Origin of the sequence: Sphaerimonospora mesophila (genome assembly GCF_001417795.1) — a bacterium.
In the GTDB taxonomy this organism is placed as follows: Bacteria; Actinomycetota; Actinomycetes; order Streptosporangiales; family Streptosporangiaceae; genus Sphaerimonospora; species Sphaerimonospora mesophila.
The window spans coordinates 36,732-62,483 of record NZ_BCBX01000040.1 but is presented as its reverse complement, the minus strand read 5'-3'; the positions used below and the strand labels follow the sequence as shown (position 1 = coordinate 62,483).

General features: G+C 67.6%; 16 protein-coding genes. 12 read left to right on the top strand and 4 right to left on the bottom strand.

Annotated features, from left to right (window positions below):
- Window positions 1-246 precede the first annotated feature (246 nt).
- The 3 genes from AP234_RS21775 to hutI all read left to right on the top strand — a co-directional run bounded on the left by AP234_RS21775 (window position 247) and on the right by hutI (window position 6,717).
- Window positions 247-3,543: a BTAD domain-containing putative transcriptional regulator gene (locus AP234_RS21775; RefSeq protein WP_055481552.1), complete on the top strand. Its 3,297-nt coding sequence runs from the start codon at window positions 247-249 to the stop codon at window positions 3,541-3,543.
- 105 nt (window positions 3,544-3,648) lie between these two features.
- The gene (gene hflX / locus AP234_RS21770; protein WP_055481551.1) at window positions 3,649-5,061 is read left to right on the top strand and encodes a GTPase HflX; all 1,413 of its coding nucleotides are present in this window, start codon (window positions 3,649-3,651) and stop codon (window positions 5,059-5,061) included.
- A 447-nt stretch (window positions 5,062-5,508) separates the two neighbouring features.
- Window positions 5,509-6,717 (top strand): imidazolonepropionase, encoded by a 1,209-nt coding sequence (hutI, locus tag AP234_RS21765; RefSeq protein ID WP_055481550.1) that lies wholly within the window; start codon window positions 5,509-5,511, stop codon window positions 6,715-6,717.
- Between the two features lie 63 nt (window positions 6,718-6,780).
- Here the strand turns inward: hutI and AP234_RS21760 are convergent, their stop codons facing one another.
- A complete protein-coding gene (locus tag AP234_RS21760) occupies window positions 6,781-9,564 on the bottom strand; it encodes an AAA domain-containing protein (RefSeq protein WP_160330483.1) in 2,784 nt (927 codons plus the stop codon).
- Between the two features lie 390 nt (window positions 9,565-9,954).
- Between AP234_RS21760 and drmD the strand changes: the two genes are divergently transcribed.
- Together drmD and AP234_RS21750 are read left to right on the top strand one after the other, a co-directional pair.
- Window positions 9,955-13,161, top strand: coding sequence for a DISARM system SNF2-like helicase DrmD (drmD, locus tag AP234_RS21755; RefSeq protein WP_055481548.1), 3,207 nt, complete (start codon window positions 9,955-9,957; stop codon window positions 13,159-13,161).
- A complete protein-coding gene (locus tag AP234_RS21750; protein WP_063843034.1) occupies window positions 13,158-17,327 on the top strand; it encodes an Eco57I restriction-modification methylase domain-containing protein in 4,170 nt (1,389 codons plus the stop codon). Before drmD ends, AP234_RS21750 begins: the two co-directional genes overlap by 4 nt.
- A gap of 226 nt (window positions 17,328-17,553) precedes the next feature.
- Here the strand turns inward: AP234_RS21750 and AP234_RS21745 are convergent, their stop codons facing one another.
- The 3 genes from AP234_RS21745 to AP234_RS21735 form a co-directional block, all read right to left on the bottom strand.
- Complete coding sequence (locus tag AP234_RS21745; protein ID WP_055481547.1) at window positions 17,554-17,943, bottom strand: ASCH domain-containing protein; 390 nt, start codon at window positions 17,941-17,943, stop codon at window positions 17,554-17,556.
- A 552-nt stretch (window positions 17,944-18,495) separates the two neighbouring features.
- Window positions 18,496-19,293 carry a type I restriction enzyme HsdR N-terminal domain-containing protein gene (locus AP234_RS36490; protein WP_160330482.1) on the bottom strand — a complete coding sequence of 266 codons (798 nt, stop codon included), beginning with the start codon at window positions 19,291-19,293 and terminating at the stop codon, window positions 18,496-18,498.
- Window positions 19,294-20,240: 947 nt separating this feature from the next.
- Window positions 20,241-21,029 (bottom strand): GntR family transcriptional regulator, encoded by a 789-nt coding sequence (locus AP234_RS21735; protein WP_235558310.1) that lies wholly within the window; start codon window positions 21,027-21,029, stop codon window positions 20,241-20,243.
- A gap of 197 nt (window positions 21,030-21,226) precedes the next feature.
- On the opposite strand from AP234_RS21735, the gene AP234_RS38815 reads away from it, so the two are divergent.
- From AP234_RS38815 to AP234_RS37370, 7 genes are all read left to right on the top strand, one after another.
- Window positions 21,227-21,472, top strand: coding sequence for a hypothetical protein (locus AP234_RS38815; RefSeq protein WP_235558309.1), 246 nt, complete (start codon window positions 21,227-21,229; stop codon window positions 21,470-21,472).
- A gap of 86 nt (window positions 21,473-21,558) precedes the next feature.
- Complete coding sequence (locus AP234_RS21725) at window positions 21,559-21,789, top strand: hypothetical protein (protein WP_200926646.1); 231 nt, start codon at window positions 21,559-21,561, stop codon at window positions 21,787-21,789.
- 151 nt (window positions 21,790-21,940) lie between these two features.
- The gene (locus AP234_RS38810; RefSeq protein ID WP_235558308.1) at window positions 21,941-22,177 is read left to right on the top strand and encodes a DUF397 domain-containing protein; all 237 of its coding nucleotides are present in this window, start codon (window positions 21,941-21,943) and stop codon (window positions 22,175-22,177) included.
- Window positions 22,178-22,259: 82 nt separating this feature from the next.
- Window positions 22,260-22,679 (top strand): hypothetical protein, encoded by a 420-nt coding sequence (locus tag AP234_RS21715; protein ID WP_055481542.1) that lies wholly within the window; start codon window positions 22,260-22,262, stop codon window positions 22,677-22,679.
- Between the two features lie 171 nt (window positions 22,680-22,850).
- Complete coding sequence (locus tag AP234_RS21710) at window positions 22,851-24,029, top strand: RNA-binding domain-containing protein (RefSeq protein ID WP_083502317.1); 1,179 nt, start codon at window positions 22,851-22,853, stop codon at window positions 24,027-24,029.
- Window positions 24,026-25,099 carry a ParA family protein gene (locus AP234_RS21705; RefSeq protein WP_055481541.1) on the top strand — a complete coding sequence of 358 codons (1,074 nt, stop codon included), beginning with the start codon at window positions 24,026-24,028 and terminating at the stop codon, window positions 25,097-25,099. The genes AP234_RS21710 and AP234_RS21705 overlap by 4 nt, the downstream gene beginning before the upstream one ends.
- 467 nt (window positions 25,100-25,566) lie before the next feature.
- Window positions 25,567-25,740 carry a hypothetical protein gene (locus AP234_RS37370; RefSeq protein WP_160330481.1) on the top strand — a complete coding sequence of 58 codons (174 nt, stop codon included), beginning with the start codon at window positions 25,567-25,569 and terminating at the stop codon, window positions 25,738-25,740.
- Window positions 25,741-25,752: the final 12 nt, after the last annotated feature.

The following is a 25,752-nucleotide window of genomic DNA, read 5'->3' as shown; positions in this document are numbered from 1 at the left end:
CTCCACCAGGCTGTGCCAGGCGGTTTGCGGCGGATTGGGAGCCGATTAGGAGCAGGTGCGGGAGCCGGTCAGGGGCAGGGCCGGGAGGGGTTAGGAGCTCGGTTGGAAGGCGATTGGGAGCCGGCTTGGGAGACCGTTAGGAGATGGTTAGGAGCTTGCTGGGGAGCCGACTAGGAATTCGGTTGTGCTGTCGGGACAAATTCGGCTTTACGCTAACGAGCCGGATCTCCCTTGCAACGAGGAACCATGGACTTTCGCCTGTTCGGCCCGTTCGAAGTCAGCGACTCGGCCGGCCGGGTCGTCGACCTCGGCACGCCCAAGCAGCGGGCCGTGCTGGCCATGCTCGCGCTGGAGCCGGGCCGGGTCGTCTCGCTCGACCGCCTCATCGAGGAGCTGTGGTCGGGGGAGGCGCCGTCGAGTGCCACCGGAACGCTTCAGGCGTACATCTCGCAGCTCCGCCGCGCACTCGAACCCGGACGGCAGCCGCGGACGCCGCCGAAGGTCCTGCTCACCCGCGAGCCCGGCTATCTGCTGGCCGTCGCGCCCGGCCAGGTGGACCTGGTCCGGTTCACGATGCTCGCAGAGGACGGCCGCAGGGCGCTGGCCCAGGGCGAGTACGGCACGGCGGCTGAGCTGCTGCGCCGGGCTCTGGAGACATGGATCGGCGAGCCGCTCGCCGAGTTCGCGGCCTACGAGTTCGCGCGGCCGATCGTCGCGCGGCTCGCCGAGTCGCGCTCGTCGGCCACCGAGGACTGGCTGGAGGCCCGTCTGGCCCTGGGCGACGGCGGGTCGTGCGTCGCCGATCTCGAACGGCTCGTGGCGGATCATCCGTACCGGGAGCGGTTGTGGGGCCTGCTCGTGCAGGCCCTCTATCAGGCGGGACGGCAGGCCGACGCGCTGGCCGCGCTCCGCAGGGTCCGTGCCCTGCTCGCCGAGGAGCTGGGGCTGGAGCCCGGCCCGGAACTGCGGCGGTTGGAGCAGGCCGTCCTCGACCAGTCGCCGGGCCTCGAACCCGTCTCCAGCGCCTTGGCGCGGCCGATGCCGGCCAGGACCGCCGTGATCTCCTCGGGGGTCCCGCCGCCGTGCGTGAGCGGGCTGGTGGCGAGAAGGACGCAGATCCGGCGTGTCGGCGAGCGCCTCGCGGAGGCCCGGCGCGGCCGGGGCGGCGTGCTCCTCGTCACCGGCGAGGCGGGCATCGGCAAGACCAGCCTCGCCGAGGCGGGCGCCGACGAGGCCGCAGCGCTGGGGCTGACGATCGCCTGGGGACGCTGCGGCGAGGACATCGGCGCCCCCGCCTTCTGGCCCTGGCTCCAGGCCCTGCGCCGCCTGGGCGAGGACGCGACCGGCGCGCTGGCGGCGCTGTCGGGGGCGACGGGGCGGCCGGAGGACGAGCCGGGCACCGCGCTGTTCGAGCTGCATGAGCGCGTGGTCGACGCGCTCAGGGCGGCGGGACCCGCGCTCGTCGTCCTGGACGACCTGCACTGGGCCGACGCGTCGTCGCTGCGGCTGCTGGCGTTCGCCGCCCGTGAGCTGCACCGGTCGCCGGTGCTCGTGCTGGCGACGATGCGGCCGGAGCCGGGCGGCGATCCCGACCAGCTCCGCACCACCCTGGCCGCGCTCGCCCGGGAGCGTGGCGTCGAGCGCCTCACGCTCCCGCCGTTCACCAGGGAGGACGTGTTCACCTATCTGAGCGGACGCGAGCTGCCGGATTCCCGGCTCGCCGACGTGCTGTACGAACGCACCGGCGGCAACCCCTTCTACCTCGGTGAGCTGATCAGGCTGCTGGGCAGCGAACACCGGCTCGACGCCGCCTCCCTCGGCGTGCCCGAGGGCGCGCGAGAGGTGATCGGCCGCCGGGTGGCGCGACTGCCGGAGGAGACCCGCGCACTGCTCCACTCCGCCGCCGTCCTCGGCCGGGAGGTGAGCCTCGACGCGCTGGAGGCCGTCACCGGCATTCCCGCGGAGGAGGTCATGGCACTGGCGGAACCGGCCGTGGCCACGGGCCTGCTCGCCGAGGTGCCGGGCGGCTTCGACTACCGGTTCTCGCATCCACTCGTGCGCGACGCGCTCTACGCCGATCTCGGCAGGGTCGAGAAGGCCCGCCTGCACCTGCGTGCGGGCCGGGCGCTGGTGAACCTCGCGGGCATCGAGGTGTCCGTGCTCGCTCACCACTTCGTCCAGGCGTCCCGGGTCGGGGGCGCGGCCGAGGCGGTCGACTTCGCCGTACGCGCCGCCGGGCAGGCGGCGGCGCAGTGCGCCTACGACGAGGCCGTCGAGTGGTGGGGCAGAGCCCTCGTCGCACTCGGCCCGGCCGATCCGGTGCGGCGCTGCGAGCTGCTCATCGGCCGGGGCCAGGCGCTGCGGATGGTCGGGGACGTGCGGGAGGCCAGGATCGCGCTCGAAGAGGCGATCACGCTCGCGGCCGACGCCGGAGATCACCACACGGTGATGGAGGCCGTGACCGTGTTCGGCGGCCTCAGCGTGTGGAACTGGCGCGAGTACGGCGTCCTGGACAACGAGATGGTGGCGCTGCTCGAGCGGCTGCTCAAGCAGTCGCTCGCCGACGCGGAGCGCGCCGTCCTGCTCGGCAACCTCGGCATGGAGCTGTGCTATTCGCCGCGCCGGGCCGAGGGCGAACGGCTGGCCGGGGAGGCCGTACGGGCGGCCCGGCGTACGGGGGACCGGCATCTGCTGGCCCGGGCGTTGAACAACTACATCCTCGCTGCCTGGGTCCCGGAGCGGGAGGCGGAGCGCCGGCAGGCCGTCGAGGAACTGCTCGGCCTGCCCGTGACCCCCGCGGCCGAGGTCGTGGGACGGGTGTTCCGCATGGCCCATCTGCTCAGAGCCGGTGACCTGGCCGAGTGGGACCGCGACCTGGCCGTCTGCAGGCGGCTGACGGACGAGATCGGGCGGCCGGAGCTGACCGGGATGGCCGGGATCGCCGAGGCGGCGGGCCATACCGTACGCGGCGACTGGGCGGAGGCCGAGCGGCTCGCGACGGAGTTCACCGCGCTCCTGGACGGCTTCAGCATGTGGGGCGTCGACTACCCGGGTCTGATCACCCTGTACACGTGCCGGCGGGGGCAGGGCCGGGTGGCGGACCTGCTCGACCGGCTGGTGTCGCGGGCCCATGACGCCGACATGGTGCCGCTGCGTCCCGTGGCCGTGCTGGCGGCGCTCGACGCCGGTGACGCCCCGCTGGCCCGCAGGCTGCTGGTGCGATGGGGCACCGAGATACGCCAGGACTGGACCGCCGAGTTCCTCACCGTAGTCTGGGGGCACGTCGCCGCCCGGCTCGGCACCCCGGATCCCGCCGTCGTCTACCGCATGCTGGAGCCGTACGCGGGCCGGCTGGTGGTCAACGGCATGGGCGGCGCAGGCTGGGGTTCCGTACACCTGGTCCTGGCCGAGCTGGCGGGCGCGATGGGCGAACGGGAACGGGCCCGCGGTCACGCCCGGCGGGCGCACGAGACGCACACCCGCCTCGGCCTCGGTCACTGGGCCGGTGAGAGCGCGCGCCTACTGGCGGATCTCGATGGGTGAAGCCGCTCTTTCGCCGACGGCCCGGATAAGGAGGTGCGTGATCGTGTGCCACGTGCCACCATCTTGGGAAGACATCGAGGTGTCGAATTGTTCACCTAGCCAGAGATGACATACATGCGATTTGAGCCCCTAGACCATGCCGTGGGCGATTACGAACTGGAAGAGCGTCAGGCACTCCGCCGGGTGGCGGGCCTGTCGACAGAGCTCGAAGACGTCACCGAGGTCGAATACCGGCGGCTCCGGCTGGAACGGGTCATCCTGGTGGGCGTGTGGACGAGCGGCACCGTCGTGGACGCGGAGAACTCCCTCCAGGAGTTGAAGCTGCTCGCCGAGACCGCCGGGTCGCAGGTCCTCGAAGGCCTGATCCAGCGGCGCGACCGGCCGGACCCGGCCACCTACATCGGTTCGGGCAAGGCGAGCGAGCTGCGCGACATCGTCGCCTCCACCGGCGCCGACACGGTGATCTGCGACGGCGAGCTGACCCCCGGTCAGCTGCGCCAGCTCGAGGACGTCGTCAACGTGAAGGTCGTCGACCGCACCGCGCTGATCCTCGACATCTTCGCCCAGCACGCCAAGAGCCGGGAGGGCAAGGCCCAGGTCGAGCTGGCCCAGCTGCAGTATCTGCTGCCCCGCCTGCGCGGCTGGGGCGGCAACCTGTCCCGTCAGGTCGGCGGACGGGCGGCGGGCGGCATCGGCATCGGCGGCCGCGGCCCCGGTGAGACCAAGATCGAGCTGGACCGGCGGCGCATCCGCGAGCGGATGGCCAAGCTCCGGCGGCAGATCAAGGAGATGTCGACGGTCCGGGAGACCAAGCGGCACCGCCGCCAGTCTCGCGACGTGCCCGCCGTGGCGATCGCCGGTTACACCAACGCCGGCAAGTCGTCGCTGCTCAACCGGCTGACCGGGGCGGGTGTCCTGGTCGAGGACGCGCTGTTCGCCACCCTCGACCCGACCGTGCGCAGGGCGCACACGCCCGAGGGCCGGGTGTTCACGCTCGCCGACACGGTCGGTTTCGTACGGCATCTGCCGCACCAGCTCGTCGAGGCGTTCCGCTCGACGCTGGAGGAGGTCGCCGACGCGGACCTGATCCTCCACGTGGTGGACGGCTCGCATCCCGATCCGGAGTCCCAGATCGCGGCCGTCCGCGAGGTGCTGGGCGAGATCGAGGGCGCGCGGGACATCCCGGAGATCGTGGTCGTCAACAAGGCCGACGCGGCCGAGCCCGAGGTCCTGACCCGGCTCACGATCAAGGAAAGGCACAGCGTCGTCGTGTCGGCGCGCACCGGTGCCGGCATCGCCGACCTGATGGCGGTGATCGAGCGGGAGCTGCCCCGCCCGGACCACGAGATCCGCATGCTGGTGCCGTACGACCGGGGCGACCTGGTCGCCCGCGCCCACGACGAGGGCGAGGTGCTGTCGCTGGAGCACACCGGCGAGGGGACGATCCTGCACGCGAGGATCCCCGCCGGTCTGTTCGCCGAGCTGGACCGGGTGGCCAAGCCCGTCGAGACGGTCTGATCGCGCCGAGTCGCTTTGCGACCCTGCCGCCGCCGGACGTTATGTGAGGCTGACCGGCGGGTTCACCATCCGCATGCGTGTGGGTGATGGCCCCGCCGGGGTTGCCTTGCTAACATCGTCTGAGCCTATGGTGACCGTATGGTACGGGTAACGAAATGACAGCAGGCAGTGCTTTATCGGTCGCGGGATGTCCGTGGGACATCCGTGGCGGCTGAGGCAGAGCGTGTTCTTCCCACAACCCTGTACATCAAGCCCCTTTGTGAAATACCGTAACTGAACTGAATCGCGCGGGTTGTGCATCCCGGCGGTAGGGTCGTCGCACGAACACCAAGTGCGCGATGAGGCAGGAGACCCCCCAATGATGTCCGGACACGGAGCGGACCCGGTGGGCGCGAAGCCCGCGCGGCGGGCCGTTTCGATGTCCGGCCGTGCCGGGCAGGTGGTCGGATGACCGTGCGGCTTCTCACCAACATCGGCCGCCTGTGGACAGGTCACGAGGTGTGCAGCAATGCCGCCATCCTGGTCCACAACGACCGGATCGCCTGGGTCGGCCGCGCCGCCGACCTCCCCCAGAGCGTCCCCGGTGTCGTCAACGACATCGTCGACGTGGACCATGTCGAGAACCTGGGCGGCGCTCTCGTCACGCCCGGCCTGATCGACGCGCACACCCATCCCGTGTACGCCGGAAACCGGTACGCCGAGATGGCGATGCGGTCCGGCGGCTCCACCGCCTCGGCCATCGCCGCGGCCGGCGGCGGCATCGGCTCGACGGTCACCGTCACCCGTGGCACCGACCCGTGGACGTTGTGCAACGGCGTGCGCGAGCGGCTGCACGAGTGGCTGGTGGGCGGCACGACGACGGTCGAGGCCAAGACCGGCTATCACCTCACCAGGGACGGCGAACTGGCCGACGTGCGGCTGCTGCGCGAGCTCGAGAAAGAGCCGATGATGCCGCGGGTGCACGTCACGTTCCTCGCCGCGCACGTGGTCCCGCCCGAGTTCTTCGGCCGCCAGCGCGACTACATCGAGGCGGTCTCCTCCTGGTGCGCCGACGCCGCTGCCGCCGGGGCCGACAGCGTCGACGTCTACTGCGACGACGGTCACTTCACCGCCGACGAGGCCCGCTGGGTGCTCGCCTCCGGCCGCAACGTCGGGCTCATGCCCCGCATCCACGCGGGCGCCTACAACCGGCGCGGCGCCGTACAGCTCGCCGCCGAGCTGGGCTGCGCCTCGGCCGACCTGCTGCACCACGCCTCCGATGAGGACATCTCCGTGATGGCACGCTACGGCGTGCCCGCGGTCGTCTGCCCGAGCACCGCGCTGCAGGTGGGACACCTCCCGCCGGTACGGCGGATGCTGGCCCAGGGCATCCCCATCGCGCTCGGCAGCGACCACAACCCCGGCCACTGCGGCATCACCTCGATGTCGCTGGTGATCAGCCTGGCCGTCGCGGCGTTCGGTATGAGCGTGAACGACGCGCTGCGTGCGGCCACGATGGGCGGCGCCCAGGTCCTCGGCACCACCGACCGGGGCGTTCTCGCGCCGGGACGGATGGCCGACATCGTCCAGTGGGACGCCGATCACGAGGGCGCCTTCGCCTGGTCGTTCGGTCTCAAGGCCCGCCGTGTCTGGCGCGGCGGCATCCCCGTCCAGTGATCACCGTCCGGTAAGCACGGTCAACGCTGCCGGAAGAAAAACATGGTGTGCCGACACGCACCTTCACGGGCGGCGTGATCGTTTGCCTGTTTTGCCTTTCAACGCGTCGTCGCAGGCGGCACATTCGTAGCGGAGGTCCGGCTGGCCTCGCCGGCCCTGCTCGTAGCGGATCAACATCCGCTGGCAGCGTCCGCAGTCGTCCCCGAGTTGGCCGCTGCCGGGAGCGACGCCAGGGCGCCGCCGCTGCGCACGCCGTACGGCGTCGGCAAACGCCCGGTGCTCGGTCCGTAGCACGACCCCGGGATTCGGGCCGAGCAGCGACTCGCTGGAGGACCAGACCACGTCACCGATCACCGCACATGATTCCAGGATCGGCAGGCAGGGGCGGATGTTGACTCCCTTGCCTCGAGCGTTCAGAGCTTCGATGGGCAGATGCCCGTCCGCCTCCGGCTCGACCCAGATCGTCACCGGCTCCGACTCGGGATCGTCGTTGCGGATCGACTGCAGGGCGGGTAGAAGTGCGGTCAGCCCGAGCAGCGGTGCGCCGGGCAGCCACATCTCGACGGCGGCTGCCCGGCTGATGTCCTCGCTCAGCCGCTCCACGATCGCGCCCTCGATACGCTTGGTGGCGCCGTTCGAGAAGGTGAGCGCGTCACCCCAGGTCAGCCGCAGTGCCCCGTCCAGCAGATGCGCGAAGAATGTCCACACGGGGCTGCGTGTGGAGCCAGACGGGCGGAGGCGATCGAGGGCACCGATCACCACCAGGTGGTCGCGCGCGCGACTGGCGGCCACGTTGAGCAGGCGCGCGCCCTCGCTCCCGGTGCCTCCCTCCGTGAACCAAGGGTGCAGTGGCGAGACGCCACGACCGGTGTCCACGGTGTCGTACACGACGATGTCGCGCTCGCCTCCCTGAAACCGGTGCACTGTGGAGGCCGCCCATGCCTCGAAATGGGCTTCGGGAAGGAGCGCCTCCAACAGCCGTGCCTGCGGGGCGAACGGGCTGATCAGGGCGAGGTCGCGGGTCTGGCTGGTCGCGCCGGCGACCAGTGCGGCTGCCAGTTGTGCATGTACGAGGTTGTAGCGCGAGAAGGCGCCCTGTCTGCGGGTGGTGCGGGCCCTCATCGCCGAGGTGTCGATCACCACGAGCTGGGTGCTCGCCCAGGGGGCCCGGCTTCTGATGGCTCTGCTCGCCACGCTCCGCGCCGTGACAAGCGGGCTCTCCGGATAGAAGGCCATGCTGACGGTCTGGCCGATGTCCTCCCGCATGCGGTACTGCTCCGTGAGGGCGGCCAGCCGAACCGGGGTACGCCCCAGGGACACCGCGCCCGCGATTCCAGCCTTCTCGAACGGGCTGCGCCGTAACCATTCCTGGGCCGCTGGGGTGTCGGAGACGGCGACCGGCGGGAGCTGCCGGAAGTCGCCGGCGATGACGGTGTGCCCGCGCCCGGCGCCGGCGACGAGCATCGCCAGGGCGGCGCTGGTCATGCTCGCCTCGTCCAGGATGACCACGTCGAAGGTGATCTCCTTGAGCGTCTCGAGGACGACCTGGTGGGCGGTGGCGGCCACCACAGTGGCCTCCTGGCAGATCTGCCGCCGGACAGCGCGCAGTTCCCTGTCCAGTTCCTGCACGAGGGCCTGAAGTTCGGCTATCTCGGTCTCCGCGCGAAGCCGCCTGGTCTCCTCCCTTTGCGTCAGCTGCCCCTGGTGTCGCTTCAGCGCTGCCAGGGTCTCGCGGAGTTCGCGCAGTCGTCGGCCGGCCTCAACCCGCCGCTGGGCGAGCGGGGCGCCGCGATCGGCCGCGATCTCGTCGATGAGAATTAGACCGTCCGCCCGGTCGGCCAGCGACGGGTCCGCCGGCTGACCGAGACGTACCAGAGCGCCCTTTCCAAGCTCCGGTGCGCGTTTCAACAGCGAATTGATCGCGACGTCCAGCGCCGCGTTCGTGGGGGCGGCGAGCAGCACTCGGCTTCCGCGTTCGCATAATTCGCCGACCAGAGTGGAGATCGTCGTCGTCTTCCCCGTTCCCGGTGGACCCCACAGCCAGGTGAGGGCGGGCGTGAGTGCGAGCTCGACGGCTTTACGCTGCCCGGCGTTGAGTCCGTTCAGCTCGTTGTCGGGCAGTTCGACGCGTGTGGCAGGCAGTGAGGCATGCTCCGGGGTGACGACGGCCAGGGCAGCGGCGGCATCGAAACCCGGCCCCCCGTCGGCCAACTCGTCCAGCCGCTTGCTCTGCGCCGCCAGCAGCCACGACAGGTCCAGGCGCAGCGTCGCCTCCCGTACGGCGGGGGCCTCCGGAGGCATCGAGAGGGTGACGATGTTGCCGAACACCGAGACCACCTCGACCGGGAGGGGCTCCTCTTTGATGATCAAGGTCGCCTGCGTGCCCTCGGCCACGCCCAACTCGCCCTGGGCTTCGAAACGCATCAGCTTCCGGCGGCTCGTCGCCTTGCCCACTTCGCCGCCGGCTGTCAGCGGAACATCGGTCTGTGTCCGGCGGTTGGTCACCGCCTTCAACTCGTCGCGGAAAGCTTGCGACGCGCCCGTCGCCACCTCGGACCAGCCGAAAGGTACGGGCCCGGCAGGCGACACCGGCAGGGCCGCGGGGAGCCCGAGCGAGGCCGCGAGCCGCCGGACCTCGGCGGCCGCGCGCTCCTCGAAGGACTGCTGCGCGCCGATCTTCGGTACAGACTGTTCTGTCGAAGGCCCTGGCGACGCAGCGTCGTCCTTAGTCGGCGAGGCCCAACCTCGAGGCACCCACAGGTCGTCTCGAAGATCCGCGAGTCCGTGCGTGGCGCAGGTCTCCCACAGCATCCCGGCGTCGATCCGCCGCAAGCCTGCCTGGTGCACCGCCTCCAAGAGGGCATCTCGCGGTACCGGTCCGGCGGACAACGCCTGCTGGACGATCTTCACTAGCGAGGGCTTCCGAGGTACCGCCATCAGGACTCCGATCAGTGGAGGAGCGAGCTGAGGACGCCGATCTGTGACGCACGCACGAGCGACGATGCGGCCGGGGGATACCTGCAAACTAGGCGGGGGTGATCTCGTTCGTGAATCAAAATCACAAACATATGGACAAGTGGCGGTGTCTACCGTAAGTTCCATCGCGTGCATCCGAGAGGGATCTTCGGGGTGGCGAACCTGGACGGTTCTCGCCGGTTGTCAGGAAGATGCCCTTACTGTGTCTTGGTGTAGCGGAGGCTGGCGAACGCTGGCAAGGGCGTCGGCGAGGAGCGGAATGTGACGATCACGACATCGCAGGAGCCGTCCATCGGGGAACTGGTCACCGTGCGCGGCCAGCGCTGGGTGGTGAGCGACGTCGACGGCTCGGGCACCAGCACGCTGGTCACGCTGCAGAGCGTGGAGGACGGCAGGTACGGCGACACGCTCGACGTCGTGTGGGAGATCGAACCGGGCCGCCGCGTGCTGCCGAGCGGTTCGCTGCCCGAGGTGACGCCTGACGGGTTCGACTCGCCCGAGCGGCTTGCCGCGTTCCTCGACGCCATCCGCTGGTCGGCCGTCACCAGCGCGGATGTGAAGACGCTGCAGGCGCCGTACCGCTCGGGTGTGGCCATCGAGGACTACCAGCTCGAACCGGTCTCGCGGGCCCTTGACGCGCCCAGGGTGAACCTCTTGCTCGCCGACGACGTCGGCCTCGGCAAGACCATCGAAGCCGGACTCGTCGCACAGGAGCTGCTTCTTCGTCACAGAGCACGAAAAATCATGATTGTCTGTCCGGCCGGGCTCACGCTCAAGTGGAAGGACGAGATGGCCGAGAAGTTCGGCCTCGACTTCACGATCATCGACACTGAGCGGTGTGCGCTGGTCCGCCGCACCCACGGCAGCGCGGCCAACCCGTTCACCGTCTACCCGCTGAGCATCGTGAGCCTGCCCTGGCTGCGCGGCCCGAAGGCCCAGCGGCTGCTCGACGAGGTCCTCGACCCCGCCGCCGTGGAGCGCCGCTTCGACCTGTTGATCCTCGACGAGGCGCACCACGTGGCCCCGTCCGCGCCCAAGCAGGTCTACGCCGTCGACTCCCAGCAGACCAAGCTGATCCGCCGCCTCGCCCCGCACTTCACCCACCGGCTGTTCCTGTCGGCGACGCCGCACAACGGCTACCAGGCGTCGTTCACGGCGCTGCTGGAGATCCTCGACGACCAGCGGTTCGCCCGGGGCGTCGACCCTGATGCGGCCGCGGTGAAGGAGACGGTGATCCGCCGACTCAAGCGGCACATTGTCAACGCCGACGGCACCAAGCGGTTCATCGACCGGGAGGCCCGAGCGATCCCGGTGGCCTACCCGGCCGACGAGCGCGAGGTGCACGAGCTGCTCAAGCGGTTCGCCCAGGCCCGCCGCGCCATGCTCAACGCCGGCACGAAGGGCCGCAAGGCCGCCGACCTGGTCACGCTGCTGCTGAAGAAGCGCCTGTTCTCCAGCCCCGCAGCGTTCGCGCACACCCTCGACGTGTACCTCGACACGGTACGGGAGCCCATGCCGGCCACCGCCATCCCCGTCATGGGCGATGACGATGACGACGGCGATGAGTGGCTGGACGACTTCTGGGACGACACCGCGACCCTCGATGACGATCCCCTCGCCGAGGCCGAGGACGACGCGATCTCCATGGCGACGCCGCTGCAGGGCATCACCGGCGTCGACGAGGTCATGCTGCTGAACCGGATGCGGGACTGGGCCCGCGACTACGAGTCGGCCCCCGAGGCCAAGGCCCGGCAGCTCATCGACTATCTGCGGGCGGTCTGCCGCCCCGACGGCACGCACTGGACCAACGAGCGGGTCGTGGTGTTCACCGAATACCGCGACACGCAGAAGTGGCTGGTAGAGCTGCTGCGGCAGGAGGATCTCGGCGGGGACCGCCTGGCCGTACTGCACGGCGGCATGTCGGCCATCGAACGCGAACAGCTCCGGGTGGCCTTCCAGAAGGACCCGGCCGAGCATCCGGTGCGGATCCTCGTCGCCACCGACGCCGCCAGCGAGGGCATCGACCTGCAGAACCACTGCCACCGGCTGGTCAACTACGACATCCCGTTCAACCCGAACAAGCTGGAGCAGCGGATCGGCCGCATCGACCGCTGGGGCCAGAAGCGCACCCCGGACATCCGCCACTTCATCGGCACCGGCTGGAACGGCGTCGTCGACTCCTACGAGGCCGACCTGGAGTTCCTGTCCCGGGTGGCGAACAAGGTCGCGCAGATGGAGGAGGACCTCGGCTCGGTCAACGCCGTGCTGGCCCGGGCCGTACAGCGCCGGATGCTCGGCGAGATCGACGACTACGACGTCGAGCAGGCCGGATCGGCAGCAGGCGCGGCCACAGCCGGGAGCGCCATCGGGCGTGCCGGAGGCGGCGCTGGCGCCGTACCGGCCGAGGCGAACGTCGGCGAGCAGGTACGCAAGCTGCGCGCCAACCTCGACGACACGGTCGCCGAGCTTCGCATCACCCCCGCCAACGTCAAGCGGGTGGTGGACACCGCGCTGGAGCTGGCCCGGCAGCAGCCGCTCAAGCCGCACCTCGACGACAAGCACCTCACCGAGGGCCTGTGGGACGTGCCGCCGCTCACCGGGTCGTGGGCGCGGGCCGCGGCCGGCCTGCTGGCCAAGCCCGCCACCAAGGACGAGCAGCCGCGCCAGCGGCCGGTGACGTTCGACCCCGAGGGCACGCTCGACCCCGAGGGCCGGGTGCGCGACGACGTCGTGCTCGCTCACCTGGGCCACCCGCTGGTCGCCATGTCCACCCGGCTGCTGCGCGCCGCCGTCTCCAACGCGGAGATCGGCCTGCACCGGGTCGCGGCCGTGGTCAGCGACGACCCGGCGCTGGAGACCACGCTGGTCGGCGCGTTCAGCCGATTCGTCCTGGTCGGCGGTGACGGCGTGCGGCTGCACGAGGAGGTGCTGTACGCGGGCGGCTGGGTGCCGGAGAACGGCCGCTTCCGCCGCCTGGAGAACCTCACCGTGCTCGGCGGCATCCTCGACCGCGCCCTCACGCAGGGGAAACCGGCGTCCGAGCCGGTACGGCACCGCCTCGCCGAGGTGTGGCCGAAGATCGGCGACTCGGTCCTGCAGTCCATCGACTGGCGTATCGACGGCAAGGACCAGAAGCGCGACCAACTGCGGCGCAAGCTCGCCCAGCGCATGGCGGCCGAGCAGGACCGGGTCGTCGCCGGCCTGGAGCGGTTCGAGGCCACCCTGCGGGCCAAGCTCGCCGAGGGAGACCAGGGCGACGCGCTGTTCGGCCGACACGAGGCGGTGTCCAAGGAGGAACGCGAGCAGTACCGCAGAGACCGCAGATCCTGGGAGGAACGCCTGGCCGGCCTCGGCCGGGAGCGCGACCGGGAACTCACCGCGATCGCGGCGCGCTACCGCGACCCCCGGCCGCACCGGTTCCCGGTGGCCGTTGTCTTCGTCGTGCCGAGGCGGGAGGCCACCCGATGAGGAGATTCAGTCGAGAATTCGATCACCATGGCTGGCTGAGCCTGGTCGAGGTGACCGGGCCGTTCCTCAGCCTCCCGGTGCTGCGGTCCACCTGGCCGGCCCTCGATGCGGTCGACAGGCAGCAGCTCGAACGGCTCCGCCTCGCCCACGCCGTCTGGCAGAAGGGCCGCGACCGCCGCGCCTGGATCGAGCACGTGCTGCGCGGGCTGCTGCGCTGGGGCGACGCCGTACACATCGCGCCGACCGACGGCAGCCTCGACCACCTCGCGATCGAGGTGCCCGAGCACGACACGACGATCACGCCGAGCTTCGCGCTGGCCGTGCCCGGTCACGGCCCCAAGCCCGACACCGTGCGGCTGCTCGGCATGGTCAGCAGCGGCCACCCGACGGCCCGTGTGAAGTCGTCGGCGTGGGCCGCCACGCCTGCCGACCGCATGGCCATGCTCTGCCGTCACCACGGCGTCGAGCTCGGCCTGGTCACCGACGGCCGCTGGTGGACGCTGGTCTGGGCCCCGAAGGGCGGGGTGACCACCACGGCGGTGTTCGACGCGATCCCCTGGCCGGAGGCGGCCGAGCGCGACGTGCTCCGCGCCTTCGTCTCGCTGCTCTGCGTCGACCGGTTCTTCGCGTTCCCCGAGCCGCAGCGGCTGCCCGCGCTGCTCAAGGCCAGCCTGGACAACCAGGAGGACATCACCGAGGCCCTCGGCGTCCAGGTGCGCCAGGCCGTGGAGCTGCTGGTCGCCGCGATCGGCCGGGCCGGCGTGCCGGGTGACGTCACGGCGCACGAGGTCTACCGCGGCGCGGTGTCGGTGATGATGCGCGTCGTCTTCCTGCTGTTCGCCGAGGAACGCGGCCTGCTGCCGTCGGACAACAAGGTGTACGCCACGGCCTACTCGGCGGGGCGCCTGTGCGCCGAGCTGGAGCAGCGGGCGATCGATGGCAGCGAGGAGGAGCTCGAGAACAGCCATGCCGCCTGGCACCGCCTGCTCGCGCTGTTCCGCGCCGTGCACAGCGGCGTACGGCACCCGCGGCTGACCATGCACGCCCACGACGGGTCGCTGTTCGACCCCGAAGCGCACCCCTGGATGCCGCTGACCATCGACGACCGGACCGTGCTGCACATGCTGCGGGCCGTGCAGTACGTCGAGGTCGGCACCGGGAAGAACCGCGAACGCCGCACGCTCAGCTTCCGCTCGCTCGACGTCGAGCAGATCGGGTACGTCTACGAGGGCCTGCTGTCCTTTGACGGCTTCCGCGCCGCCGACACGGTCGTCGGCCTGGTCGGCAAGCCGGGCCGGGAGGAGGAGGTCGATCTCGCCGACCTTGAGGCCCTCTCCCGGGAGGCCGCCGGCGACACGGAGGCGCTGGCCCGTCGGCTCGCGGAGAAGTACAAGGACTCCGGCATCGGCAGCGTGGCCGCGCTGCGCAAGCGGCTCGCGCCGTTGGATGAGACCGACAGCCTGGAGGCCACCCGGCGGCTGCTGGCCGTCACGCGCGGCGACGCCGAGCTGGCCGCGCGGCTGCTGCCGTACATCGGCCTGCTGCGCGACGACCTGCGCGGCCTGCCGGTCGTCATCCTGCCCGGCGCGCTGTACGTCACGGAGTCGGCGCTGCGCAAGAACACCGGGACGCACTACACGCCGAAGTTCCTGGCAGAGGATGTGGTCAAGAACGCGCTGGAGCCGCTGGTCTACGCCCCAGGGCCGTTGCAGACTGCGGACAGGTCGCAGTGGAGGCTGCGCTCGTCGGCCGAGATCCTGGGCCGGGACGGGCACCGCGGGCTGAAGATCGCCGACATCGCGATGGGCTCGGCGGCCTTCCTGGTCGCGGCGGCACGATATCTGGGGGACCGGCTGGTCGAGGCCTGGTCGAAGGAGGGCCGAGAGGAGGCGATCGCCTACCTGGAGGGTGCCGAGGAGCGTACGGCCGACGCCGACGCCGACCCGGTCGTAATCGAGGCACGGCGGCAGGTCATCGAGCACTGCCTCTATGGGGTGGACATCAACCCGATGGCCGTGGAGATGGCCAAGCTGTCGCTCTGGCTCGTGTCGATGGACCCGTCGCGGCCGTTCACGTTCGTCGACGACCGGCTCGCGGTGGGCGATGCCCTGCTGGGCATCACCTCGCTGGAGCAGCTCGAATACATGCACCTCGTGCCGTCGCGCGGCCGAAAGCTGTTCGAGGAGTCGGCGCTCGACTTCACGAAGGACGTTCAGCGACTCGTCCGCGGTACGGCCGAGAAGCGGCGGCGCCTTGTCGACATCTCGGTGGACGAGGACGGCATCGAAGCGCTGAACCAGAAACGCGGCATCCTCGCCGAAATCGACAGCGAGACCCGCCAGGCCCGGCTGTTCGCCGATCTGCTGGTAGGGGCGTCCCTGAAGTACGCGGTGGAGCAGGGAAAGGTCCGCGACCCCGAGGCCGCTCCGGAGGTAGGCAAGCTCCGCGGTTTCGACCGGGCTTCCCTGAGCGCCGCGCACCTCGCCAGCGGTGTAGTGAACGGCGAGCCCGGCATCCTCCCGAGGGCAGAGGAGTCCCGCACGGATTGGCTGGCCACCGACCAGGTCCCCGGCACCTTCAACCGCCACCCCATCCACTGGCCGTTGGTCTTCCCTGAAGTCTTCACGGAGAAGCCTGACCGTTCCAGCGAATCGAGCGACGCCCTGGCCCATTCGGACTCGGCCAACCCCGGCTTCGACGCCATAATCGGAAACCCCCCATTCCTGGGAGGCCCAAAGCTGCGACCAGCCCTTGGGCTCGCATACAGAGAGCTGCTCAGCTCACACATCGCGAACAACGTTCGTGCAACGAATACAGACCTAGTCGCTTATTTCGTGCTCCGGGCCCATATCCTGCTGAATGCGCGTGGTCAAACAGGATTGATTGCCACTAACACCCTGGCACAGGGCGATACCCGTCAAGTTGGGCTCGACCAACTCATTGTGAATGGGGTTACGCTTCGTCAAGCAGTAAAGGGGAAGCCGTGGCCATCGAAGAGTGCTGCTCTAGAGTACTGTGCTATCTGGACTAGCAAGAAAGCCTTAGATGAAACTATCGAGCGAATGCTTGATGGTATGGTTGTCTCCGGTATAACTGCATCGCTGGATTCAGCTTCCCATGGGGCGGGAAGCCCTGAAGGTCTTGCGGTAAACGTTGGAATCGCCTTCAACGGTTCTGATGTGTTCGGGATCGGGTTTACGATTTCGCCCCACGAGGCGAAAAGATTGATTGATCGGGATCCCAAGAATGAGGATGCTCTCTTCAGTTTTATAAATGGTCAGGATTTAAATTCACGACCGGACTGTTCGGCTAGTCGTTGGGTTATAAATTTCCATGATTGGCCAGAGGAGAGGGCAAGGACGTATCCGGAGCTGTACAATCATGTTCTGGTGCATGTGAAACCAGAGAGAGCGACGAAGAGCGAAGCTGTTCGTCAAGCTCCTTGGTGGCAGCACTGGAGGCGCCGCCCTGGACTGTACGCCGCATTAAATGGTCTTAGCCGCACAATTGCATTGACGCGCGTGAGTAGGACGCTCGTGCCTGTACTTGTGCCAAGCGACCAGGTCTTTAGTGATGCTTTGATTGTTTTCGCCACGGACGACACGGCGATGCTGGCGCTGCTGTCAAGTGCGCCGCATTACTGGTGGGCACGTGCTCGGGCGTCATCGATGAAGGCGGACCTTCGCTACACGCCTTCGGATGTGTTCGAGACGTTGCCGCTGCCGGAGTTGACGGATGAGATGCGCGAGCTGGGGGAGCGGCTCGACACCTACCGGCGGAGCGTAATGCTCGCCCGCCAGGCCGGGCTGACCTCGACGTACAACCTGGTCAACGACCCGTCGTGCCAGGACGACGACATTGTCGAGCTGCGCAGTATCCACCGGAAGATCGACGAGGCGGTCTGTCGAGCCTACGGCTGGGATGACCTGCTCGACCGGCTCGATCACGGCCATCACCTGGTCGCCGGCCGGGAGACTCGATACACGGTCGGCCCTTTCGCCCAGCGCGAGTTCGTGGATCGACTCCTTGAGCTCAACCACGCCCGCTACGCCGAAGAGGTAGCTCAAGGCCTCCACGACAAGAAGAAAAAGCCCACCAAGCCCAAGGTGGCCAAAGCGCCTCGCACCTCGAAAGAGCCTGAAGCCGCTCCGCCCGGCCTTTTCTGAACCGGTAGCGGCTGGTTTCAGGAGCGGTCATAGTTCGAGTGACGGCCGATACGTTTCGACGCGTTCGGCCCGCGAGGAGGCTGACCAGCGGCCAGTGCGGCGATAACCCGAGCACCGACAGCTCTCGCTAACGTCGCTGGTCGTTCGGTTGCTGCTCAAGCCCCGAGAAATCCCAGAGTTCAGGCGAACTGAAGGCTCCTTCGGGTGTTGGCCGGTGGGTTGGTGATCAGAGGGTGGGGGCGTCGACCAGCTCGATCTCGATGGCCAGGACGCCGAGGGCTTCTTTCTCGGGGCCGTAGATGCGGCGGATGTTGGCGAGTTGCTGGTCGCGGGGGCTGGTCGGGTTGACCTTCTCGGGGCCTTCGGCGTCCAGCATCTCTTCGAAGGTGCGGTAGCGGGTGACGCGTTTGACCCGGGTGAGGGCGTCGTCGCGGCCGCAGACGAACCGGATATGGTCGCCGGCGGTGAGGTTGCGCAGGTTGGGGTATTGGACGCGGACTTCGATGGTCTTGCGGCCGTCGGCGACCAGGTCGAAGTAGCGGCGGTAGAGGTTCATCTCGCGGGCGCGTACGCCCGTCTTTGTGGCATCCGTACAGATCAGGTGCACCTTCTTCATTTCAACGATCTTGCTCGACCAGGCTGAGGGAGTAAGGACAGAAAACTGCCAATGAAGCAGTGGAAAGCGGGTCGTCTAGCGGAGATGTCCCTTAGTTAAGGGGTGGTGGGGTTTACGCCTCATCATCCAGCCGCCGGAGTTGGGATCGAGTAAATCCGTATACTCTCGATAGCTCTTCTACGTCGACAACATAAGCGACCTCGTCGCTTTCGGCCGCTATTCCCACGATCTTGCCCTCCATTCCAATCGTCCAGGAAAGCTCGCTGGGTGTGCCTATGATTCTTACGTGATTGCCAAAGCTCAGCGGCACTTCTCCCGGGCCTTCTTTAGCTGACATGGGTAATTCTCCCCTTCAGGGACACGTTGAGATGAGTCACGTTACCCTAGCCCGGGTGAGATTCCCTGGGCGACCCGGCGGCGTCCGGTGGTGATGCCTGCGATGGTATCCGGAGTTAGAGGCTGCTCATCAATACATGAATACAGCTCTCCGGGTTGGAAGGTAAAGCGAAACCAGATCTCATGGAGCGTTCAGGCGAGGTCGCCGAATTACGCTCAAGGTTGTATCTCCGGCCGCAGAACTTCGCTCCGTAGAATCCGTGCTAGATCCTGGATGTCGGCATTGTGGCTTGTCTGGCGGCGGACTTCCTTTCGTATGGCTTCGAGTACCGTCTCAGACGTCACCACTTGTGCTAGGGCTTTGGGGGATGTGGCCGCACGGGCTTTCCAGAGATCATCTATAAGGCGTCGCTTGAATGCTTCCTTAGTCAGGTAGAAAAAGGTGCCAGACTTGGCTGCCAGGGAGTCGTCGCCAAGGAGGTCGACCTCGAAAGCAAGGTCGACCACAGCGGGGAGTCCACCGGTCAGGTGGTAGACCTGCCACACTTGAGCGTTGGTGAGGATCATCCATTCGACACCCTCGTTCACTGCGTACATCTGCACCTGTCGCAAATGCTTCTCGCCAAGTTTTTGGGTGCAGCGCTTTACCTCGATGAAGGCGGCGAGTTGTTTTTCAATTCGGATTCCGTAATCCGCGAACTCGCCCTTCACCTGGTATTCCGTGGTTAGCTCTTCGTATTTATCGTACCCCAGTCCATCGCATAAAAAGTCGGTGACGAGTAGACGTGTGTCCCCTTCGTTCGCATCTCTTGCGATAAGATCAGCGAGCGGCTTGGAGTAGCGGCGAATCGCTGTCCGAACACGGTCCCTTGCGTCGGTCTCCCATTTTGGCATTGTTCGGGCGGATGTAAACTTTTTCGCAGGTGTCGCCTCGGAGTTTTCGATCTTCACTGCTGCCTGTGAGTCGCTTGCCTGATCTGCGGAAGATCCGGTCCTCGTTACCTGCTCGCCCATGTCTCGCCTCATCTTCATGTGGGTGAGAGAGCAGGATAAGGGTAGGAATGGCGTTCGCGCAGGAGATCTCCTTACTGTTTTACCTACAAGATTAAGGGTCATCCGTATTATATATTTAAGGTTATGTATGGTGGTGCATCAGCTCCCGTACCTGCGGCACGTCCCGATACGGCGCGAGCCGGTCGAGGTGGCGGATCTTCGATCTGTCTAACGACGTGGCCAGCGACAGAACAACCCGCCTCATCTTGTCGAGGCGGCGCGGCCGCCTCCTCCGACGTAACGGGCCAGCACATCGGTGAGGATAGGTACTTGCGCGAAGCGGGCGTCGCAGTTCGGTGTAGGCGTGTGGTTCCATGATCTGCAATTCGTTTGCATCCACCCGATAGAGGTATGCGGGCTCGTCCTCGCTACCGTGCTGTTCAAGGCGGCACTGGCCTCGCCGAGCGCTCGTATAGTAGGCTCAGCTTCCTCGACCTGAACATGAGCCCAGGCCACGCGATCCCAGACGAGGGCACGTGCCCGCGCTGGCGCTGTGGCCCGGTCGCATCGAGTGCCGCGTGGGCAAGCGTCACACCAGTCGTGTGATCGCGTCGTGGGAGGCATCCGAGATCAGTTGTTCCATGAGTATGGCGGCCTTGGCTTCCGCGGTTGCATAGCTCACGCCGTACGAGACTGGATGGCGCCTGTGTCCTGAGGAAGACCACCTGGCCGAAGTGCTGCGGATTGGGCCCAGGACGGCGCGAACCAGGGTCAGGGGCTGTCAGTTCCCAGCGCCCATGACGTACGGCATGAATGAGGTCGGCTATCCCGGTGCCCCGGGAAGAAGTCCCCTGGACCTCTTGTCACCGACCACTGCAAGTACAGGGTCTGTAGGCGGCGGCGGTCAAGCGCTTTAGTGTAATAACCAGCGCGGTTTCCTCCTGCGGAGGATTTGACCTCAGCCGCTCTCAGTCTGGAATGGCAAAGGTGTACGACCACATGAACCGGCTGGCGGTGTGTACTCCTCGGGCGTACTCGATCACCTGGCCTCCGGCGGTTCGGGTGGTGCGGCGCACCTCGACGACGGGTTCGCCTGGCTGCAGTTCGAGAACCAGAGTCTCGTCGGCGGTGGGCATCCTGGCGTTGAGGTCTTCAGTGATCTCGTGCGGGGCAAGGCCTCTGTCGGTCAGCACGCGGAAGCCGCCGCCCGGGCCGGCGATTCCCGGTGAGGAATCGACCAGGGATGTGCCCTCGACGTCTTCAACGCGGTAGTAGCTGGTCATGGTGTGTGTGGGGACGCCGTCGCGGGTCATCACGCGTGCGCGCTCGTAGACCATGGTGCCGGGTGCGAGGCAGAGCGCGGCCGCGACGTGCTCATCGGCCTCGACAAGGCTCACCTCTTGCGTCTGGTGGCCCTGCTGACGGGTGCCCGCAGCGCCTCCGTGCTCGTTTTCGTACGCCTCGACTGTGGTGTCCTGCCAGCGGCTGCGCGCGTACCGGTCCGGGCCGAGACGTCGGATGGGGTACGGCTCGCGCACGTAGGCGCCGGAGCCGTGGCGAGTGTCCACCAAGCCCTCGGTCTTGAGCAGGATCAGTGCCTTGCTTGCCGTGCTGCGTGACACGCTGTAGCGGTCGGCGAGGTCTCGGACCGAGGGCAGTTTCGCCCCTGCGGGCAGGCGGCCAGCGGTGATGTCGTCTCTCAAGTCGGCCGCGATGCGGCGGGCCGGTGATTGCGGGTCTACATGCACGCGTATCACTGTATCGAAGTGTCGTAGGCCATTTTCTGGTCTGACGGCTGGAACTTCTGTAGAGTCGAGTGTCGTAGGACACTTGATGGACGCTGTCCAACGCATCCCCCTTCTGGACGGAACCCTGAGCGTGAGTAGGTCCAGAAATGACAGAAGTTGTAACGACGATCACCTCCAGCTCTACGGCGTTCGATGGGTGGAGGATCATGCGGAGCGACGCCGGGCGGTTGTGGGCGTCGCGGGTGCGGCCGTTCCCCGCGGCCGCCGAGCGGGCGGGGGCGTGCCGTACGGTCGACGCCGACGATCTGCGCGAGCTGGGCCTGGCCATCGCGCAGCAGGAGAGCATCGCCGAGCAGGCGGCCCAGGTGCTGGAGAACGGCACAGCGCAAGGGGACGCCACCGGGCGGGTCACTGAGCAGGTGAGGGCGGCCCGGTCGGCGGTGACGGCGTGAGCGGTCGGCGGCCGGACGGTCCGGGCAAGCTTCCGCCGTCGTGTCTTGGCCTGCATCTTCCTCCGGAGCAGCCGGATTGTGTGCGGTTGCGGTGGCTGCCGGACACGCGGCGGACGTCGTACGCGCGGGTCGTCCAGCACACGTGTGATCAGTGCCGGACTGTGTCGTACGAGCTGTGCAGCGCGGGCGGGTTGCGGTTCATCCGCCGGACCGACCGCACCCGCGCTGCCAGACCCGAGGTGCGGGAGACCGAACGGCTGATCACCTGCCGTGCCCAGGAGATGTGGCGAGACCTGCTGCTGGGTCTCGTCCGCTGAGAGCTGCACCGTTGAGCTGCCCCGCTGGTCGCAGTTGGCCGCGATCGGCGGGGCTCGGGGGCGGCCTCCTTCTGGCTGAGGGGCCTTCCCGGGAGGCCGCCCCCTCTTGGTAAAACCTGCCCGGCATTCCGCCCGGGCGGGAGTCGATCCGATGGAGAGTAACGCGATGAACGACCTGTACGACCGCGACCTGGCCGGGGCGCGGTTCCGGCGCCTGTGCGGCGGCAACCAGCAGGAGGAGGAGATGGAGAGCTGCGTGGAGGTCGCCCCGATCCCTGGGGCGGCCGACGCCTACGCGCTGCGTGACAGCAAGAACCCGACCGCGGGGACGCTGCGGTTCACCGGTGCGGAACTGCGCGCGGCCGGCATCGCCACCGCCGCGCTGTAGCACCCGCCGGTGATCGAGCGTGCGGTCCCTGCCCGGCGCAATCAGGCAGGGGCCGCACCCATCCAATGTAGGGAGAGCGCCGTTGCACCTGCACTGCTACTCCTGGACCGGCGTGGGCGACGACCGCCGCCGCGAGGCCGAGCGTCGTCCTCCGCTGCCCCCGGCCGACCCTGGACCGTTCCTGGCCTCGCTGCTGCCGCCGATGCGTACCTGTGACTGGCTGCTGAAACCGGCCCGCCGCATCGACGCCTCTCCGGCCGGCGTGGACGAGGCGATGGTGTGGCTGGCCGAGCGTTATCGGGCCGCCGAGTCGTCCTTCCTCCACCCCGAAGACGAGGCTCGGATCGGCCTGGACTTACGGCTGGGTCTCGTACGGGAATCCCTGCGCGCGGGCGTGGACGTGCAGTGGGGGATCTGGCTGCACGCCGGACGTTTCGTCTCCTGCGCCGTCGTCTGCTGCTCGCCGAACCGGGACGCCGACTACCGCTGCCCGGCCACCTGAGCTACCTGAGCCACCTGAGACCCCTGGGCCGCCCGCCTGCCGTACTTCCCCCGTGGCGGCAGGCGGGCCAAGGATGCGCAGAGCCCCCGACCGGCGCCTGTCCCACGAGTAACAGTTCGGCGATCTGGACATCATCCACCCTGGTCAGCAAGGGACGGCACAATGGCTGGCATGACGACAGATCTTGCAGACCTGCTGGGAGACCGGGAGAGCACCGTCCTGGAGTTCAAGCAGTCCGCCTCCAGCCGGGACAAGATCGGACAGGCGATCTGCGCCTTTGCCAACGATCTCTGTGGTCGGGGCGGCGGCGACCTTCTGATCGGCGTTGACGACAAGGGCGAGCCTGTGATCAACGTCAAAGCCGGCGACGAGGATCTACGAAAGCTGACCGAGTTCCGGGACAGCGGGCAGATCTTGGACCGGCCGTCGATGACCGTTGAGACGGGCACATTCAAGGGCAGGACCGTGATCCGGATTCATGTCGAGGCCTCGTCGACTCCGCCGGTACGGTACGACGGCATCGTCTGGGTGCGACCCGGGCCGACCACCCGCAAGGCGACCCGCGAAGATGAGCGGGTGCTGGCGGAGCGCCGCCGCGCATTCGACGGTCCCTTCGACGGACGTAGCGTTCCCGGCAGCATGCTGAGGGATCTCGACCTGCCCCTTTTCCGGTCGACCTATCTGCCGTCCGTGGTGTCGCTCGAGGTCATCGAGGAGAACGGACGGCCGGAGGAGCTCAAGCTGGCGAGCCTCCGCATCACCGACCTCGCGGGCACCCCTACGGTCCTCGGTCTTCTGGTCCTGGGCCTGGCCCCGAGCGCCTTCATTCCCGGGGCGTACGTACAGTTCGTACGGTATGACGGCACCGGCCACGACGCTCCGATCGCAGATGATCAGGAACTGCGCGTCAACATCGTCGATCTGGCCGCACGGCTTGATGCGTTGCTACGCGGCCACCTGCACACACACGTGGTCGAGGAGGAAGGCTTCCGGGAACGGCAGCAGCCCGACTATCCGTTCGCCGCCCTGCGTGAGGTCTGTATGAACGCTGTCATGCACCGAAACTACGAGACTTCCCATGCGCCGATTCGCATTGCATGGTTCGCGGATCGGATCGAGGTGACCAATCCGGGAGGGCCCTATGGCCAGGTGCGCCGGGACAACTTCGACCGGGTCTGCGACTACCGGAATCCCTCACTCGCCGCCGCGATGAAGTCGCTCGGTTACGTGAACAGGTTCGGGCGAGGGATCAGCCGAATTCAAGCGACACTGGCGGAGAACGGCAATCCTCCTGCGGACTTCCTCATCGACGACCTGTCGTGGTCCGTGACGTTGAGGAGGGCGACATGATTTCCGTGGCCCTTTTCAACAACAAGGGTGGGGTCGGCAAGACGACGCTCACCTTCCACCTGGCCCACATGTTTCAGCGGCTCGGCCGCCGGGTGCTCGCGGTCGATCTAGACCCTCAGGCCAATCTGACGTCGGCCTTCCTTGATGAGGACGATCTCGCGATCCTATGGGCGGAGCCGGAGAGCCCGGCGTGGGGAGCGACACAACTCAGCCTCCTCGGCCCGATGCCCAGAAAGATCACCGCTGAGTCCGGCACGGTCGCCGCCTCGGTCCGGCCGATCATGGAAGGCCTCGGCGATGTCAGGTTCTACCCTCCCACGGAGATCGTCGACGGGCTTTGGCTCGTCCCAGGAGATCTCGAGTTGAGCGCGTTCGAGGACAAACTCTCCGAGGCATGGCCCCGATGCCTGATGGGGGCACCGGACGCACTCCGTACCACCACAGCCTTCTACCGGATCATCCTGGACGCGGCGCGGCGCGTGGAGGCCGATGTCATCCTCATAGATGTCGGCCCGAATCTCGGTGCCATCAATCGGGCGGCGCTGCTGGCCGCGGATACGGTGCTCATGCCGCTCGCGGCTGACCTGTTCTCGCTCCGCGGCCTCAGAAACCTCGGGCCGACGCTGCGTGAATGGCGGCGTATCTGGCAGAGCGGGGTTGTCGCCAAGGTGCCCGCCGCGATTCCGGCCCCTCCCGGAACGATGATTCCTCTGGGCTATGTGATCATGCAGCCGATCATGCGCCTGGATCGACCCGTCAAGGCATACGAGCGCTGGCTGGAGCGCATCCCTAACGTTTTCGCCGACTCGGTGCTGGGCGAATCTCGAAAACCGGGGGACCGATCATACGAGATCGCGACGCTGCGCAACTATCAGAGCCTGATGCCGCTCGCGCACGATGCGCGTAAGCCGATGTTCGATCTGAAGGCCGCCGATGGCGCACTCGGCAGTACGCAGACTTTCGTCCAAAGATGTCGGGCCGACTTCCAGCACCTCGCGGAGAAGGTGCTGGAACGGCTGGATGGGGTGCGAGCCGAACAGGCCGTGCCGGATGATGGAAGTGCTTCGTGAGGGAATCTGCCGGTCAGGTCACGTGACAGTCGGCGCCCACTCAGTCTTCTTCGTCGCGTTCCTCATCGTCCCCGCGGCGGCGGAGTGCGGTCGGCGATTGAGGCAGCGGAGCAGGTGCTTGTGGTTCAGGAGACTAGATCCTTCTTTACGATCGTGCCGCAGTTGGAGCACCTCAACTGGTTGGTGGTGTATGGCTGAAGCGTGTTCTTGTCACACGTCGGGCACTTGTGACCCTTCGCCACAGTATTTCCTTTCGCTGGGTGCGCTCACCCCTGAAGCGAGCAGCCGACGCTTCAGGGTGGTCCAATTTTTTGATTGCGTCAATATTATGGCTCTGACCTGCGGTTTCATAACTAATGTGTTGACATCGCTGATCCCCGGCAGGTACTGGATGGATCATTGCTGCGCACGGACTGGAATGACTGGCCGAGGGGTACCACGCCGCAGAGCCGTCCTTCCTCCACCCTGTGGATGAGGCGCGGATCGGGCTGGACTTCCGGCGGGGTCTCGTACGGGAATCCCTGAACGGCGGGGTGGACGTGCAGTGGGGGATCTGGCTGCACGCCGGACGTTTCATCTCCTGCGCTGTCGTCTGCTGTTCGCCGAACCGGGACGCCGACTACCGCTGCCCGGCCACCTGACCGCCCGCCTGT